Raw genomic sequence first — 15,395 nt, forward strand, 5'->3', positions numbered from 1 at the left:
AGGGACTTCCGAGCCTGCTGAGCCGGAAAGTCGACGAAGCACCGTTAGAAAAAGTAAAAAGAGAGCCAACCGAAGATTTGTTTTTTTCATGGTGATTCTTTCTTTCAGCATGTCGGTTGTTTTTTCTTATTCTTCTTCTTTGGCGCTGGATCATGCTGATGTTCTCACAGCTTTCTTGATTTTATTTGCTTTTATTTTTATTGGCATCTTGTTCGATATTATCGGTATTTCCGCCACTTCCTGTGATGAAAAATCTTTTCATTCCATGGCCGCCCGCCGGGTGGTCGGCGCAAAAGAAGGCATTTGGCTTTTGAAAAACGCCGAAAAAGTGGCTTCGATCTGCAACGATGTGGTGGGCGATATCTGCGGTATCATCAGTGGTGCCACAGGCGCGGCCATCAGCGCGATGCTGATCCGTTCCACAACGCTTCATCCTGTGATCGTTCCGCTGGTCATCACCGGTCTGATCGCTTCACTGACCATCGGCGGCAAAGCCCTTGGAAAAACCGTGGCGATCCGCCGCGGGCGCGATGTGGTATATATCACGGCGAAAGCCATTCATTTTATAAAATCTATTTTTGGCAGGGGAGTTTAACTCATGGATGCTTATCCGCTGCTTTCGCATATATCTTTTCCGCATGATGTGAAAAAGCTTTCTGATGAACAGTTGCTTTCGCTTTGTGCGGAGATTCGACTGTTTTTGATCTCGAGCCTTTCCAAAACAGGGGGGCATTTGGCTTCAAATTTAGGCATTGTAGAAATTGCAACAGCGATCGAAAGCGTTTTTTCCTCACCCGATGATAAGATCATTTATGATGTGGGGCATCAATGCTATGTTCATAAATTGCTCACAGGCCGACAGGATGGCTTTGCTCAACTGCGCCAGTTCGGCGGCATGAGCGGATTCCCGCGCCCCGATGAAAGCCCCTATGACGCATTTATCGGCGGCCATGCCTCCATGTCGATTTCGGCGGCGCTTGGCATGGCGCGTGCGCGCACATTGAAACACGAAGAGAACCATGTGATCTGTGTGATCGGTGACGGCGCGTTAACGGGCGGCATGGCCTATGAAGCTCTCAATGATGCCGGCCAGTCGGGCGAACCGATCATCGTCATTTTCAACGATAACGAAATGTCTATCAGCCACAATGTGGGCGCGCTGTCGACACGGCTTTCAAAAATTCGTATCCGCCCGCAATATATTCGTTTGAAAGGCCGCGTAAAAAAGACTTTCCGCCGATTTTCATGGGGCGAAAAGGCAATCGCACAGCTTTCAGCTTTTAAGCGGCGCATTCGAACCTCGATTTTAAAGGAAACGATTTTTGAATTGATGGGCTTCAATTATTGGGGACCTGCCGATGGCAACGATTTAAAAACCGTAAAGTATTTGCTATCCGAAGCAAAAAAGCTCAATGCTCCCGTGGTTTTGCATTTTAAAACGACAAAAGGCAAGGGATATAAACCTTCTGAAGATAATCCGGGCTATTTTCATGGCGTTTCGGCGTTTCATGTCGATACCGGTATGCCTATGAAAAACCCCAGCCGCACCTTTTCTTCGGTCTGCGGCGGGGTATTGACTGAACTGGCCGAAGAAAACCAGGCGATCTGCGCCGTGACCGCAGCAATGAAAAGCGGCACAGGCTTATCCTGCTTTGCGCAGGAATATCCCAAACGCTTTTTTGATGTGGGCATTGCGGAAGAACACGCGGTGACCATGTGCGGCGGGCTTGCCGCGGCGGGGATGCAGCCTGTCTGCGCCATTTATTCCACCTTTTTGCAGCGCGCATATGACCAGATGATCCATGATGTAGCCATCAGCAGGCTGCCCGTTACTTTATGCGTCGATCGTGCGGGCCTCGTGGGGGAAGACGGCGAGACCCATCAAGGAATGTTTGATGTGCCATACTTAATGACCATTCCTTATTTTAAAGTTTATTCACCCTCTTCGTTTGCCGAAGAAAAGCATATTCTGACTGAGGTGACAAAACATCCGCAGGGCCCGGCCGCCATTCGCTATCCCCGCGGCGGTGAGCAGAAATTCACTGCCGATACTTTTGATGCACCGGTCAGCGTGATCAAAGCAGGGCGCGATTTCACCATCATTACCTATGGCATCATGGTAAACGAAGCTCTGGCGGCAGCTGAACTTTTGGAAGCAGACGGTATTTCCACGGAAATAGTAAAGCTGAACTGCTTGAACCGCTTTGACGATGATGCTGTTTTGACATCCGTCAAAAAAACAAAGCATGTTGTGATTTTAGAAGATTGCTGCGATCAGGGCTGCCTTGGCGAAAAGATTGAGGCCGCTTTCACAGAAGCGAAAATAATGCCCGAATATTCGGCAAGATATAATTGCGGAAACCGGTTTTTGCCGGCCGGAAAAATCAGCGAACTTTATCAGCTTTGCGGAATCGATGGCAAAAGTGCCGCGAAACGCATACAGGAGGCCTATAAGCGTGGTTGAAAAACAAAGATTAGACACTTTATTGGTTGAAAAAGGTTTTGAAAGTTCAAGAGAACGGGCCAAAGCCATTATTATGAGCGGCATTGTTTATGTTAACAATCAAAAAGTAGATAAAGCAGGGTATTTCTGCGAACCGGAGGATGTGATTGAGGTTCGCGGCAGCACAATGCCTTATGTCAGCCGCGGCGGCTTGAAAATTGAAAAGGCGCTGGCCTATTTTCACTATGACCCCACAGATAAAGTGGTCATCGATGTGGGCGCCTCAACGGGTGGGTTCACCGATTGCCTCTTGCGCAACGGCGCCAAAAAAGTATATGCTGTAGATGTGGGATATGGCCAACTGGCTTGGTCTGTGCGAACAGATCCCCGTGTCGTGGTGATGGAGCGCACCAACATTCGCCATGTAAAGCCTTCAGACTTGCAGGAACCGCCGCAGTTATCGGTGAGCGATGTTTCGTTTATTTCGCTGAAGCTGGTGCTGCCGGTGGTCAAAGAACTGCTGACCCCCGATGGCGAGGTGCTCACTCTGATCAAACCGCAATTTGAGGCGGGCCGTGAAAAAGTAGGTAAAAAAGGGGTCGTGCGCGAAAAAAGCACCCATATCGAAGTATTGCAAAACACCTTGAATTTCGCCAAAGAATGCGGATTTTCTGTAAAGGGATTAACCTTTTCACCCATTACAGGGCCGGAAGGGAATATCGAATTTTTAGCGTGGCTTTCAGTTCAGCCTTCAGAAGAACATTATGATATCGAAAAAACGGTAGAAGAAGCGCATGAATGCATGAGGAAAGTATAATGAATAAGGTTTTCATCTTCCCTAATTTCACAAAAAGCGATACCACCGCCGTAACGGAAAGCGCTGTGCATGCCTTTTATGAGCTTGGGTTTTCCGTTTATTTAGAAGAGGAATCCCGCGAATATCTTTCGGCGGCGGTGCAGAAAAAATGCGGGTTCTTCCCGTATGCTTCCTGTCTTGAAAAATGTGAATTTATCACAGTTATCGGCGGCGACGGCAGCATTTTGCGCATCGCTACCGATGCCGCGCGCAATCAAAAGCCTATTTTGGGCATCAACACGGGGAAAGTCGGTTTTATGAGCGAGCTTGACCCCCACGAATTGATTTATTTGCGTGATCTGGTGAAGGGGAATTATACCATTGACAGCCGCATGATGCTGGATGCAACGATTTTGCGGGGGAATAAAACGCTTTATCACGCCCCGCTTTTGAATGACGCCGTCATCACAAAAGGCACCTTGGTCCGTCTTATCAATATCGATGTGAGCATCAACGGAACGCGCACCACCGCGCTGCGCGGGGATGGCATTATTGTTTCAACGCCCACAGGCTCCACAGCCTATACGCTTTCGGCGGGCGGGCCGATCATTGAACCCAACGCCAACTGCATCGCAGTGACCCCGATCTGCGCCCATGAACTGGGGGCAAAGCCTTTTGTGGTTTCCGACGACCGCAAAATTGAAATTTTAGCCGGCACTTCGGAAAACCCGGCGTTTTTCTCGCCCGACGGCGCGGCGCCTTTAGAATTATCTCCGGCAGATATCGTGGTTTTAGAGCGCTCTCAGCTGAAAACGAAACTGATCCGCCTGAAGAATCTTGGGTTTTACGATATTGTTTACAAAAAACTTTCAAAATAACAAACGGAGGAGGCCACTATGAAGTTTCAACGACAAGCCGCCATCATTGATCTGATCAGCAACAACGAGATCAATACGCAGGAAGAGTTGACAGAGCGGTTGAAAAAACTGGGGTATAATTCCACTCAGGCGACCATTTCCCGCGACATTAAAGAACTTCGGTTGATCAAAATAGCATCTTCCAACGGAAATTATAAATATTCGGTTTCGGAAAGCGAAGCAGATTCAGGCTTTGTTCCGCGCGTAAAGAATATTTTCAAAGAATGCGTTATCAAAGTGGATGTGGCGCAGAATCTGGTGGTCATCAAAACCATCACCGGCATGGGCAACGCCGCGGCATTCGCTTTGGATTCCATGAAAATTTCTGAGATCATTGGAACCGTAGCAGGTGATGATACCGTTTTAATTATTTTAAAAGATAATGAAACAGCAGAGAATTTCTTTGAGCAAACGAAGGAAATGCTCCGCTGATCGGAGAACTCGCTATGTTGAAAACTCTGCATATTGAAAATGTAGCCATTATTGAAAAAACAGATATCGAGTTTCAAAACGGCTTCACGGTGATGACGGGCGAAACCGGCGCAGGCAAATCGATCATGATCGATGCGCTTTATGCCGTTTTGGGCGCAAGAACCAGCCGCGATCTGATTCGCCACGGCGAAAAGAAAGCGCTGATCCTTGCGCAGTTTTGCGCGCTTTCGGCCGAGGCCGCCCAATGCGCGGCTTCTTACGGCTATCCCTGTGATGAAAACGGCGAACTGCTTTTATTCCGAGAGTTTTCAGCGGATGGCCGCAGCAGCTGCCGAATCAATGGCAAGCCGGTATCGGTGAGCATTTTAAAGGCGATCGGCGCAAACCTGATCACCATCCACGGCCAGAATGACGGCATGCGGCTGCTGGATGAAAACGCCCATATTGATTATCTTGATAATTTCGGTGATTACCAAACGATAATGGATCAATATTACAAGGCCTATCAGCAGCTTTTGCAAATGAGCAAAGAACTGAAAAAGACCTTGACAAAAAAAGAAGAGTTGAGCAAAAAAGCAGATTTCTTGACATTTCAAAAGCAGGAACTGGAAAGCTCGAAGCTTCGCCGCGGCGAAATGGAAGAACTTTTGGCAAGAAGAGCACAGCTGGCCCATGCCGAAAAAATCACCTCTGCCATTGCTCAGGCAAGGCTTGTTTTTGCGGGAAATGATGAAACCGCAGGAATTTTGGGGTTATTGAAAAGCGGCGAAGATGCTTTGCTGAGCGTGAAAAACTTCCAGCAGCAATGCGGTGATTATGCCCTTCGAACCGGGGAACTTCTGACATTGGCCGGCGATTTGGAACAAGATCTGTTTTCGTTATCGGAATCAATGGAATTTTCACAGCAGGAGCAGGAAGAAGTTGAACAGCGCTTAGATCTTCTGACACGGCTTACCCAGAAATATCATACCGATGAAGACGGCTTATTAAAGCTTTTTGATGAAGTTTCAGAGGAACTGGAGCATTTCAATCACGCTGAAAACGATATTGAAGAATTACAGACAGCCTATTCTCAAAAGAGAAACGAGGTGCAGCGGCTTTCTTCATCGCTGCATCAGGCAAGACATGAAACGGGGCTTCGCCTTGAAAAAGCCATTGAAGATCAGCTGCGCCAGCTGGATATGCCTCATGCGAAATTTCATGTTGCCATTGCAAGCACCGCGGCAGAAGGTCATATCAAATTCACGCGGCGGGGAACGGATCAGGTGGCGTTTTTGCTGACGACCAACCCCGGTGAAGAATTGAAACCGCTTTCTAAAATTGCTTCCGGCGGTGAACTTTCGCGCATCATGTTGGCCATCAAAAGCATTCTGGCGCAAAGCGACCCTATCGATACTCTGATTTTTGATGAAATCGATACCGGTGTCAGCGGCCATGCGGCGAACCGTGTGGGTGAAAAATTATTTATGCTGGCGCTTCACAAACAGGTTTTGTGTGTAACGCATCTGCCGCAGATCGCGGCTTTGGGCGAACATCAATATCTGATCGAAAAACAGGTCAGCGGCGGAAAAACCACCACCGAGATCCAATTGCTTCTGTTGGATGGAAGGATCCGCGAAATTGCCCGCATGACGGCGGGGATGAATATTACGGAACAAACTTTAAATAATGCCAGCGAAATTTTGCATATTGCCAAAGAATTTCAAGAAAAGCAGCGAGAATCCATGGGAATACCGATTGATTTAAACGGTAAATCTTGTTAAACTGAGATTGCAAAACGAAAACGGAGGGATTTTATTATGCCACTGGTTACAACAAAAGAAATGTTTGAAAAAGCCTATCAAGGCGGATATGCCATCGGCGCCTTCAATGTGAACAACATGGAAATCATCCAGGGGATCACAGAAGCCGCAAAACTTGAGAATTCGCCTGTCATCCTTCAGGTTTCTGCCGGCGCGCGCAAATATGCCAAGCATACTTATCTGGTCAAGCTGGTCGAGGCCGCTATTGCCGAAACAGGCCTGCCGATCGCGCTGCATCTGGATCACGGCGAAAACTTTGATATCTGCAAAAGCTGCATCGACGGCGGGTTTTCTTCTGTCATGATCGACGGCAGCAAATACAGTTTTGAAGAAAACATTGAGATCACCAAAAAAGTGGTGGAATATGCCCATGCCCACGGCGTCACCGTTGAAGGCGAGCTGGGCAAGCTGGCCGGCATTGAAGATGATGTTCATGTGACCGATGAAGACGCCCAGTTTACAAACCCCGGTGAAGTGGAAGAATTCGTCACCAAAACAGGGGTTGATTCTCTGGCCATCGCCATTGGCACAAGCCACGGCGCTTATAAATTCAAACCGGGTCAGAAGCCGCGCCTTCGTTTTGATATCTTAGAAGAAGTTGCCCGCCGTCTGCCCGGGTTCCCCATTGTTTTGCATGGATCTTCTTCGGTTCCGCAGGAATATGTAAGAATGGTCAATGAATTTGGCGGAAAAATGCCCGATGCCATTGGAATTCCCGAAGAAATGCTGCGCAAGGCTTCGGAGATGGCAGTCTGCAAGATCAATATTGATTCTGATCTGCGTCTGGCCATGACAGCTTCCGTGCGCAAACATTTATATGAACATCCCGATCATTTTGACCCCCGCCAATATCTGGCAGACGGCCGAAACAGCATCACCGAGATCGTTCGCCATAAAATCCGCGATGTGCTGGGTTCTTCCAACACACTGTAAAAAATATCACAAACCGGGAGTGACGACCGCTGCTCCCGGTTTGATTTTTAAAAGAACAGGAGAAATGAAAATATGGCACAGGAATATAAAGAAAAATTAGAACTGTTTTTTGAAAAAAATCGTCAGCAGATGATCGAAGATATCTGCCGCCTTGTGAAGATCCCCAGCGTAGGGGCCGACCCGCTGCCCGGCAAGCCTTATGGCAAAACTGCTGCAAAAGCTTTGGAAGAAGCTTTGAAAATGGCAGAAGAAAAGGGGTTTGCCGTGAAAGATTACGATCACTATGTGGGCGCCGTTGATTTTTGCGAAGAACCCACACAGCTGGCCATTTTGGCGCATCTGGATGTTGTGCCCGAAGGCACAGGCTGGCAGGTGACCAAGCCTTATGAACCGGTGATGATCGAAAACCGCCTTTACGGCCGCGGCACATCCGATGATAAAGGCCCCGCTATCGCAGCGCTTTATGCCATGATGGCTGTGAAAGAACTGGGCATCACGCTTCATAAAAATGTGCGTCTGCTTTTGGGAACCGATGAAGAACGGGGCAGCAGCGACTTAAAGCATTATTTCAGCATTGAAAAAGCGCCCCCGATGTCTTTTTCGCCCGATGCATGGTATCCGGTGATCAACATTGAAAAAGGCGGGCTGCACAGCACTTTCCACGCCGAATGGGCGGAAGAAACCGCTTTGCCGCGCCTGATTTCTTTGGAAAGCGGAACGACCGGCAATATTGTGCCGCGTGAAGGCACCGCATTGCTGGAAGGCCTGGAAAAATCTCTGGTTGCTGAACATTGCAAGGCATTTGCCGAAAAATCCGGCGTTTTATTCACTATTACAGAAGAAAACGGCAAACTTCGTATTGATGCGCTGGGAGAAGGCGCGCATGCATCCATGCCCGAAAAAGGCAAAAACGCGGCGCAGGCACTGGCCGAACTTATTGCGGGCCTGCCTTTGGCCGACAGCGCTTCTTTCAGAGCGCTAAAGAATTTTGCGGCGCTGTTCCCTTATGGCGACTATTACGGAAAATCCATCGGCGTTGCCCAACAAGATGATGTCTCCGGTGTTTTAACGCTGAATATCGGCATTTTCAAAATGGACCTCACTTCGATCAGCGGCAAAATCGACAGCAGAACTCCGATTTGCGCCAATGAGCAGAATATGTCTAAAGTGGTGGAAGCCAAGCTTGCAAAATGCGGCATCCACTTAGATACCACCGCGATGAACCCGCCGCATCATACAGATGCCGATTCGCCTCTTGTGAAAACTCTGCTGCAGATCTATGAAGAATATACCGGCAGAAAAGGGGAGTGCATTGCCATCGGCGGCGGCACTTATGTGCATCATATTGAAGGCGGCGTAGCGTTTGGCTGCGGTTTCCCCGAAGAAGACAACCATGAACATGGCGCGGATGAATTTGTGAATATCGATCAGCTTTTGCTCAGCGCCAAAATGTTCGCAGAAGCGATTATCAAACTTTGCGCTTAACAAAAAATTTATAAAACAGATTTTCTTAAAAAGCGGCATTCATCACAGGATGATTGCCGCTTTTTGCAAAAATGCCGCGCATTCAGAAGATTTTAGGCCTTAATCGACCAGCGAAACTTGTGGTTTTTAAAATATTTTGGGCAAATAACAAATGCTTTTGCCATTGAATGTTTGAAAGACTCGTGATACAATAAACACAATATGTGCTCATGCTTGTCGTGGGCGTCCCTCAACATAGAATGATTCGGCTTTTTATATGAAAAAACACAGGCAGCTTCCGCTCGATTTTTGCGCTATTTTAAAATCGAGCAGTGAAATGCTTTATGTTGTTATGCAATATAAAAAGCAATCTTCTTTCGCCATTCACGATTGCGAAAGAAAAGAAAACGGCACAGCTGTTTTCTTTATAGAGAAAGAAAAGGAGAACGCCAACATGAACAAACAATTTTTCACCTCGGAATCCGTCACAGAAGGGCATCCCGATAAAATCTGCGATCAAATTTCGGATGCTGTTTTGGATGCCATTTTAGAGCAGGATCCTCAGGCCCGCGTTGCCTGTGAAACCTGCTGCACGACCGGTATGGTCATGGTCATGGGAGAAATCTCGACCAGCTGTTATGTAGATATTCCGCATATCGCGCGCAGCGTTGTGCTGGATATCGGCTATGATCGCGCAAAATATGGTTTCGACGGCCAGACCTGCGCCATTATGACTTCTATCGATGAACAAAGCGGCGATATTGCCATGGGTGTAAACGCAGCTTTGGAAACCAGAACAGAAAACGCCGAAGAAAACAACGGAGCCGGCGACCAGGGCATGATGTTCGGCTATGCTTGTGATGAGACCCCCGAACTGATGCCTTTGCCCATTAGCTTGGCTCACCGTTTGGCCAAGCGTTTGGCACAGGTGCGCAAAGAAGGAATCTTGGATTATCTGCGCCCCGATGGCAAAACTCAGGTCACCGTTGAATATGTGGATGACCGCCCCACACGGTTGGAAACCATCGTTATTTCGACGCAGCATGCAGAAACCGTTGCCTTGGAACAGATTCGTTCCGATTTGAAAAAATATGTGATCGATCCTATCGTTGACAGTGCAATGATGGATGATAACACAAAAATTTATGTGAACCCCACAGGCCGGTTTGTGATCGGCGGCCCGCAGGGCGACAGTGGCTTGACAGGCCGCAAAATCATTGTAGATACCTATGGCGGAATGGCTCGGCATGGCGGCGGCGCTTTTTCGGGCAAAGACCCCACCAAGGTCGATCGCAGCGCAGCATATGCGGCCAGATATGTGGCCAAGAATATTGTTGCCGCGGGTTTGGCGCGCAAGTGCGAAGTGCAGCTGGCATATGCCATCGGTGTTGCCCATCCTGTCAGCATCATGGTTGATACTTTCGGAACCGGCAAGATCGCCGATGAACAGATCGAAAAAATCGTTGAAAAAGAATTTGATCTGCGCCCCACCGCCATCATCCGTATGTTGGATCTGCGCAAACCGATCTATCGTCAGCTTGCCGCTTATGGCCATATGGGCAGAACCGATCTGGATGTCAAGTGGGAAAAAACCGATCGCGCGGAAGATTTGAAAAAATATTTAGCCTAAGACTCCAGCTGAAGAATATCGATTGAAAAACCCGCCGGAAGATTTTCCGGCGGGTTTTGTTGATTTCTCCATAAAGAAAAGCCTTTATCATTAACGATAAAGGCTTTTTGTTTTATATGGAATATTGTTTAGCGTTTGCTGTCTAAATATTTCTCGATGCGATCCACGGCCTTTTTCAAATTCTCTAAAGAATAGGCATAGGAAATGCGGATATGGCCTTCACCGCAATCGCCAAAAGCATTGCCGGGCACAACGGCCACGCGCTGCTGCTGCAGCAGATCGTTGCAGAAATCTTCACAGCTATCGGAAAAACGGCGAATGCTGGGGAAGATATAGAACGCGCCTTCCGGCATAAAACAATCAAAACCTAAATCCGTCAGCGCCTTATGCAGATACAAGCGGCGTTCATTGAATTTATCGCGCATATATTCAATATCGGGAATGCCTTTTGTAATGGCCTCGATGCCCGCGCGCTGAGAAATACCCGAAGCGCACATCAGTTTGTATTGATGCAGGCGGCCCAAAGAAGTCATAAGTTCCTTCGGCGCGGCGCAATAGCCCAAGCGCCAGCCCGTCATCGAGAATGCTTTTGAAAAACCGCTGACCAAAACAGTGCGCTCGCGCATGCCAGGCAGGGAGGCAATGGAAACATGGCTGCGGCCATAAGTAAGTTCCGCATAGATCTCATCAGAGATCACCACAATATTGGTGTCTTTCAATACCTCGGCAATTTCCACCATTTCTTCGCGGGTCATGATCGCGCCGGTGGGATTATTCGGATAAGAGAAAACCAGCAGCTTGGTTTTGGGCGTGATAGCGGCCTTCAAAGCGGCGGGTGTCAGTTTGAAGGAATCTTCTTCACGGGTGACCACAGGAACCGCTTTTGCATGCTGAGCAATGGCCAGAGGGGCATAGCTCACAAACGCAGGCTCGGGCACCAATACTTCGTCGTCGGTATCTAAGAAAGCGCTCATGCAAAGATCGATCGCTTCACTTCCGCCAACAGTGACCAGAACTTCATCATCGGGGTTATAGGAAAGATCAAACCGGTTTTCAAGATAAGAAGCAATGCCGCGGCGCAATTCAATCAAGCCGTAGTTTGCGGTATAAGCGGTAAGGCCATCAGCCAGACATTTGATGCCGGCCATGCGGATATGTTCAGGGGTGGGAAAATCGGGTTCACCAACGCCCAGTGAAACCACATCTTTCATCGTTGCCGCAACATCAAAAAATTTGCGGATGCCGGAGGGTTTTAACGAAGAGACTCTCTGCGGAACAATTTTGGAATAATCCATAAGTTTACCTCCATAAAGAAAATATAATAATGTCAAAAAATTCACATTAAAAGATTAAAGAATTTTCATACTTCATCGATAACTTAGTATACCACCAAACTTTTCTTTTTTGCAACAATAAAATAATAAAAAATAAGAGAAAACAAGAAACATAATCTTTTCTTGCTTTCTCTTTATTGAAAAAAGTAATTATTAACTTCTCTGCGATTATTTATGCAAAATCGGCGAGAGCTTTTTATAGGTCAGCAGCACCAGAAGAGAAGAAACAAAGCCTTTCACAAGGTTAAAGGGCGCTGTTGCGAAGAATACCAGTGTTTTTAAATCGACGATATGGCTGTTTACGGCGGTGCCCATGCCGATCAAAGCATCGATAGGCATTCCGTAGAAATGGGAATAAGCCGGGATCAGCAGATAATAGTTCATGGCGGTGCCCACCAGTGTCATAATCAATGTTCCCATCACCATGCCCAAAACAGCATGCTTCAGCGTTTTCTTTCTAAAATAGAAGGCGGCCGCGGGCAAAACAAATGATAATCCGATCAGGAAATTCGCAAGCTCGCCAATCCCTGCCGTATCGGTTCCGTTCAGCAACAAGTTCAGCAGGATTTTAAGCGCCTCGATCAAAATTCCCGCAACAGGGCCCATGGCGAAACTGCCCAGCAGAACGACCACTTCGCTTAAATCGATTTTGTAAAAAGCAGGGGCAAAGGGCAGGGGAATTTCGAACAGCATGATAATGACGGCGATGGCTGCCAAAATGGCGATTTTGGCCATTTTATGGATGTTGCTTTTTCTGGATTCGTTCATTTTATAGAATCCTCCTTTCAAAATAGGAAGAAAACAAAAAGCAGCCCTGCAAAAAACAGGGCTGCAAAAATTCGCACATGGGAAATTATCCGCGTGTTTGATCTTCTTTCATCCAGACTGTAAACCACATTTCGCATAAGCGAAAGGTTTTCACTGTCGGCTTCGGAATTACACCGAATCATGCCAAAAAGGCTCGTGGGCTTTTACCACCGGTAGGGAATTTCACCCTGCCCTGAAGAATCTATTTGTTTGCATAAACTGCAAATTTGTATTTTCTTACCGTGATAAGAATACAACAAGGCTCACTGTTTGTCAACCGTCTTTTAAAGAACTTTCAAAACGGCGTCTGTCACCTGCGCAGTTGCGGCGTGACCGCCCAAATCGGGCGTCAGCGCGTTTTTTTCAACCAGAACACGCTCGATCGCCGAGATAATGCGGTCAGACCACTGAGGATAGCCAAAGAATTCAAGCATTTGCGCAGCCGACCAGATGGAAGCCAGCGGATTTGCCAGACCTTTGCCCGCGATATCCGGCGCGCTGCCATGGATCGGTTCGAACATCGAAGGATATTTTCTTTCGGGGTTCAAATTGGCCCCGGCGGCAAGGCCCATGCCGCCCGAAATCGCGGCGCCCAGATCCGTTAAAATATCGCCGAACAGATTTGAAGTGACCACCACTTCAAAGCGAGCAGGGTCTTTAACAAAAAACATGCTGGCTGCATCCACCAAATAGGCGTGGGTGGGCACTGTGGGGTATTCTTTTGAAACCTCGGCAAAAATCTGATCCCAGAAAACCATGGAATAATTCAGCGCGTTGCTTTTGGTGATATTGGTGACCGATTTGCCTTTGCTCTTTGCCAGCTCAAAAGCATAGCGGATCACGCGTTCACAGCCCTTGCGTGAAAAAACGCCGGTCTGCAAAACCACTTCGTCTTCACGGCCTTTGAACAGCCAGTCGCCTGCGCCCGCATATTCGCCTTCGCTGTTTTCGCGAACAACGATCATATCGATATCTTTGCGGTCAACATCTTTCAAGGGGCAGGGGGCGCCATCCAGCAGCTTCACCGGGCGCAGATTGACATATTGGTCAAACCCTTTTCTGATTTTCAACAGAAGATCCCAAAGCGAAACATGATCGGGCACACCCGGCGCGCCCACAGCGCCCAGATAAATGGCGTCAAAGCCCGCAAGCTGCTCCATTCCATCTTCGGGCATCATTCTGCCTGTTTTTAAATAATATTCACAGCCCCAGGGAAATCGCGTAAACTCAAAAGAAAAGCCGCCATCCTGCGCCGCGGCCTGTTCCAGAACGCGAATACCTTGCTCGATCACTTCCGGGCCGATCCCATCCCCGGCAATAACGGCAATCTTATAGTTTTTCATTTTGTCGATCTCCTTTATAAAAATGAATGCGTGTGGAAGATACTCCCACACGCATTTCGTTAGAAACTCAATTTTTCGGCGATATAAGCTTTCAACTCACTGATAGGGAGGCGAATCTGTTCCATGGTGTCTCTGTCACGAACGGTCACACAGCCGTCTTCAGCGGTTTCAAAATCGACCGTTACGCAGAAAGGCGTGCCGATCTCATCCTGGCGGCGATAGCGTTTGCCAATGGAACCCGCTTCATCATAATCGCACATGAATTCGGAAGCAAGCTGCGCATAGATCTCACTTGCGGGCTGGGCAAGTTTTTTTGAAAGGGGAAGAATGGCGCATTTATAAGGCGCAAGCGCGGGATGCAGATGCAGCACAACGCGCGAATCATTCTTTTCGGCATCTACGATTTCTTCGTCATAAGCATCGGAAAGCGCGGCCAGCACCACACGGTCTACGCCGACAGAAGGTTCCACACAATAGGGAATATAATGTTCATTGGTTTCCGCATCAAAATATTCCATATTTTCGCCGGAAGCGGTTTGATGGGCTTTCAAGTCAAAATCGGTGCGCGAAGCAATGCCCCAAAGTTCGCCCCAGCCGAAGGGGAAGAGATATTCAATATCAGTGGTGGCGTTGGAATAATGGGAAAGCTTTTCTTTTTCATGGTCGCGGTAGCGCAGGTTGTTTTCCTGAAGCCCCAGCGCCTGTAAAAAGCTCATGCAGTTTGTTTTCCAATATTGGAACCAATCCAGTTCTGTGCCGGGTTTGCAGAAAAATTCCAGTTCCATCTGTTCGAATTCGCGGGTGCGGAAAGTGAAATTGCCCGGGGTGATCTCGTTGCGGAATGCTTTGCCGATCTGGCCGATGCCGAAGGGAAGCTTTTTGCGGGTGGTGCGCTGCACATTTTTAAAGTTCACGAAAATGCCCTGTGCCGTTTCGGGGCGCAGATAAAGTTCGGATTTGCTATCTTCTGTGATGCCAAGGAAGGTTTTGAACATCAGGTTGAAGCTGCGGATATTGGTGAAATCGGTGCTGCCGCAATTGGGGCATTTGATGCCGTTTTCTTTAATATAAGCTTCCATGGCGGGGAAACTCATGTCATCCGGTTCATGGCCGCAGAAATCTTCGATCAGTGTGTCGGCACGATGGCGGGTACGGCAGGATTTGCAATCCATCAGAGGATCGGAAAAACCACCCACATGGCCCGAAGCGACCCATACCTGCGGATTCATCAGAATCGCGCAATCCAGACCGACATTATAGGGAGCCTGCTGCACGAAATGTTTCCACCAGGCTTTTTTCACATTATTTTTCAGTTCTACGCCTAAAGGACCATAATCCCATGTGTTTGAAAGGCCGCCGTAAATTTCGCTGCCCGGGTAAACATAGCCGCGGCTTTTGCAAAGATTTACGACCTTATCCATTGTTTTTTCAGAATGATCCATGTTTTTTGTTCTCCTTTATTTACGCATATGGCTTATGCGTCATATTGAGCCG

At 48.0% G+C, this 15,395-nt stretch carries 13 protein-coding genes and 1 riboswitch; of the genes, 9 read left to right on the forward strand and 4 right to left on the reverse strand.

The features are described from left to right. Positions 1-109 precede the first annotated feature (109 nt). From ACJA3I_RS07640 to metK, 9 genes are all read left to right on the forward strand, one after another. Entirely contained in the window at positions 110-595 is a 486-nt protein-coding gene (locus ACJA3I_RS07640; protein ID WP_458862016.1) for a hypothetical protein, read from the forward strand. Between the two features lie 3 nt (positions 596-598). After that, the gene (gene dxs / locus ACJA3I_RS07645; RefSeq protein ID WP_458862017.1) at positions 599-2,464 is read left to right on the forward strand and encodes a 1-deoxy-D-xylulose-5-phosphate synthase; all 1,866 of its coding nucleotides are present in this window, start codon (positions 599-601) and stop codon (positions 2,462-2,464) included. Then, positions 2,415-3,260 (forward strand): TlyA family RNA methyltransferase, encoded by an 846-nt coding sequence (locus ACJA3I_RS07650; RefSeq protein ID WP_458862018.1) that lies wholly within the window; start codon positions 2,415-2,417, stop codon positions 3,258-3,260. The genes dxs and ACJA3I_RS07650 overlap by 50 nt, the downstream gene beginning before the upstream one ends. Next, positions 3,260-4,117, forward strand: coding sequence for an NAD(+)/NADH kinase (locus ACJA3I_RS07655; protein WP_458862019.1), 858 nt, complete (start codon positions 3,260-3,262; stop codon positions 4,115-4,117). Before ACJA3I_RS07650 ends, ACJA3I_RS07655 begins: the two co-directional genes overlap by 1 nt. An 18-nt stretch (positions 4,118-4,135) precedes the next feature. Continuing rightward, positions 4,136-4,588, forward strand: a complete 453-nt coding sequence (argR, locus tag ACJA3I_RS07660) for an arginine repressor (RefSeq protein WP_458862020.1) — start codon at positions 4,136-4,138, stop codon at positions 4,586-4,588. Positions 4,589-4,602: 14 nt separating this feature from the next. Beyond that, complete coding sequence (gene recN / locus ACJA3I_RS07665) at positions 4,603-6,351, forward strand: DNA repair protein RecN (protein WP_458862021.1); 1,749 nt, start codon at positions 4,603-4,605, stop codon at positions 6,349-6,351. 36 nt (positions 6,352-6,387) lie between these two features. After that, positions 6,388-7,323: a class II fructose-1,6-bisphosphate aldolase gene (gene fba / locus ACJA3I_RS07670; protein ID WP_458862022.1), complete on the forward strand. Its 936-nt coding sequence runs from the start codon at positions 6,388-6,390 to the stop codon at positions 7,321-7,323. Between the two features lie 72 nt (positions 7,324-7,395). After that, on the forward strand, positions 7,396-8,808 hold the full coding sequence (pepV, locus tag ACJA3I_RS07675) for a dipeptidase PepV (protein ID WP_458862023.1): 1,413 nt from the start codon (positions 7,396-7,398) through the stop codon (positions 8,806-8,808). Positions 8,809-9,241: 433 nt separating this feature from the next. Then, positions 9,242-10,417 (forward strand): methionine adenosyltransferase, encoded by a 1,176-nt coding sequence (gene metK / locus ACJA3I_RS07680; protein ID WP_458862024.1) that lies wholly within the window; start codon positions 9,242-9,244, stop codon positions 10,415-10,417. 128 nt (positions 10,418-10,545) lie between these two features. On the opposite strand, the gene ACJA3I_RS07685 is transcribed toward metK, so the two are convergent. The 4 genes from ACJA3I_RS07685 to ACJA3I_RS07700 all read right to left on the reverse strand — a co-directional run bounded on the left by ACJA3I_RS07685 (position 10,546) and on the right by ACJA3I_RS07700 (position 15,343). After that, positions 10,546-11,712 (reverse strand): pyridoxal phosphate-dependent aminotransferase, encoded by a 1,167-nt coding sequence (locus tag ACJA3I_RS07685; protein WP_458862025.1) that lies wholly within the window; start codon positions 11,710-11,712, stop codon positions 10,546-10,548. A gap of 207 nt (positions 11,713-11,919) precedes the next feature. Then, positions 11,920-12,519, reverse strand: coding sequence for an ECF transporter S component (locus tag ACJA3I_RS07690; RefSeq protein ID WP_458862026.1), 600 nt, complete (start codon positions 12,517-12,519; stop codon positions 11,920-11,922). Between the two features lie 96 nt (positions 12,520-12,615). After that, a riboswitch (FMN riboswitch) is annotated at positions 12,616-12,763 on the reverse strand. 79 nt (positions 12,764-12,842) lie between these two features. Continuing rightward, positions 12,843-13,901 (reverse strand): tartrate dehydrogenase, encoded by a 1,059-nt coding sequence (locus ACJA3I_RS07695; protein WP_458862027.1) that lies wholly within the window; start codon positions 13,899-13,901, stop codon positions 12,843-12,845. 59 nt (positions 13,902-13,960) lie between these two features. Continuing rightward, complete coding sequence (locus ACJA3I_RS07700; RefSeq protein WP_458862028.1) at positions 13,961-15,343, reverse strand: glycine--tRNA ligase; 1,383 nt, start codon at positions 15,341-15,343, stop codon at positions 13,961-13,963. Between the last annotated feature and the right edge of the window lie 52 nt (positions 15,344-15,395).

Source organism: Acidaminobacterium chupaoyuni, from assembly GCF_047936785.1.
Classification (GTDB): domain Bacteria; phylum Bacillota; class Clostridia; order Oscillospirales; family Butyricicoccaceae; genus Acidaminobacterium; species Acidaminobacterium chupaoyuni.

What these genes read in the sequence shown, in the direction of transcription:
- pepV (WP_458862023.1), top strand. Translation starts at nt 7,396, where the DNA reads ATGGCACAGGAATATAAAGAAAAATTAGAACTGTTTTTTGAAAAAAAT.
- ACJA3I_RS07685 (WP_458862025.1), bottom strand. Translation starts at nt 11,712, where the DNA reads ATGGATTATTCCAAAATTGTTCCGCAGAGAGTCTCTTCGTTAAAACCC.
- ACJA3I_RS07640 (WP_458862016.1), top strand. Translation starts at nt 110, where the DNA reads ATGTCGGTTGTTTTTTCTTATTCTTCTTCTTTGGCGCTGGATCATGCT.
- recN (WP_458862021.1), top strand. Translation starts at nt 4,603, where the DNA reads ATGTTGAAAACTCTGCATATTGAAAATGTAGCCATTATTGAAAAAACA.
- ACJA3I_RS07695 (WP_458862027.1), bottom strand. Translation starts at nt 13,901, where the DNA reads ATGAAAAACTATAAGATTGCCGTTATTGCCGGGGATGGGATCGGCCCG.
- argR (WP_458862020.1), top strand. Translation starts at nt 4,136, where the DNA reads ATGAAGTTTCAACGACAAGCCGCCATCATTGATCTGATCAGCAACAAC.
- ACJA3I_RS07690 (WP_458862026.1), bottom strand. Translation starts at nt 12,519, where the DNA reads ATGAACGAATCCAGAAAAAGCAACATCCATAAAATGGCCAAAATCGCC.
- ACJA3I_RS07650 (WP_458862018.1), top strand. Translation starts at nt 2,415, where the DNA reads ATGGCAAAAGTGCCGCGAAACGCATACAGGAGGCCTATAAGCGTGGTT.
- ACJA3I_RS07700 (WP_458862028.1), bottom strand. Translation starts at nt 15,343, where the DNA reads ATGGATCATTCTGAAAAAACAATGGATAAGGTCGTAAATCTTTGCAAA.
- ACJA3I_RS07655 (WP_458862019.1), top strand. Translation starts at nt 3,260, where the DNA reads ATGAATAAGGTTTTCATCTTCCCTAATTTCACAAAAAGCGATACCACC.
- metK (WP_458862024.1), top strand. Translation starts at nt 9,242, where the DNA reads ATGAACAAACAATTTTTCACCTCGGAATCCGTCACAGAAGGGCATCCC.
- dxs (WP_458862017.1), top strand. Translation starts at nt 599, where the DNA reads ATGGATGCTTATCCGCTGCTTTCGCATATATCTTTTCCGCATGATGTG.
- fba (WP_458862022.1), top strand. Translation starts at nt 6,388, where the DNA reads ATGCCACTGGTTACAACAAAAGAAATGTTTGAAAAAGCCTATCAAGGC.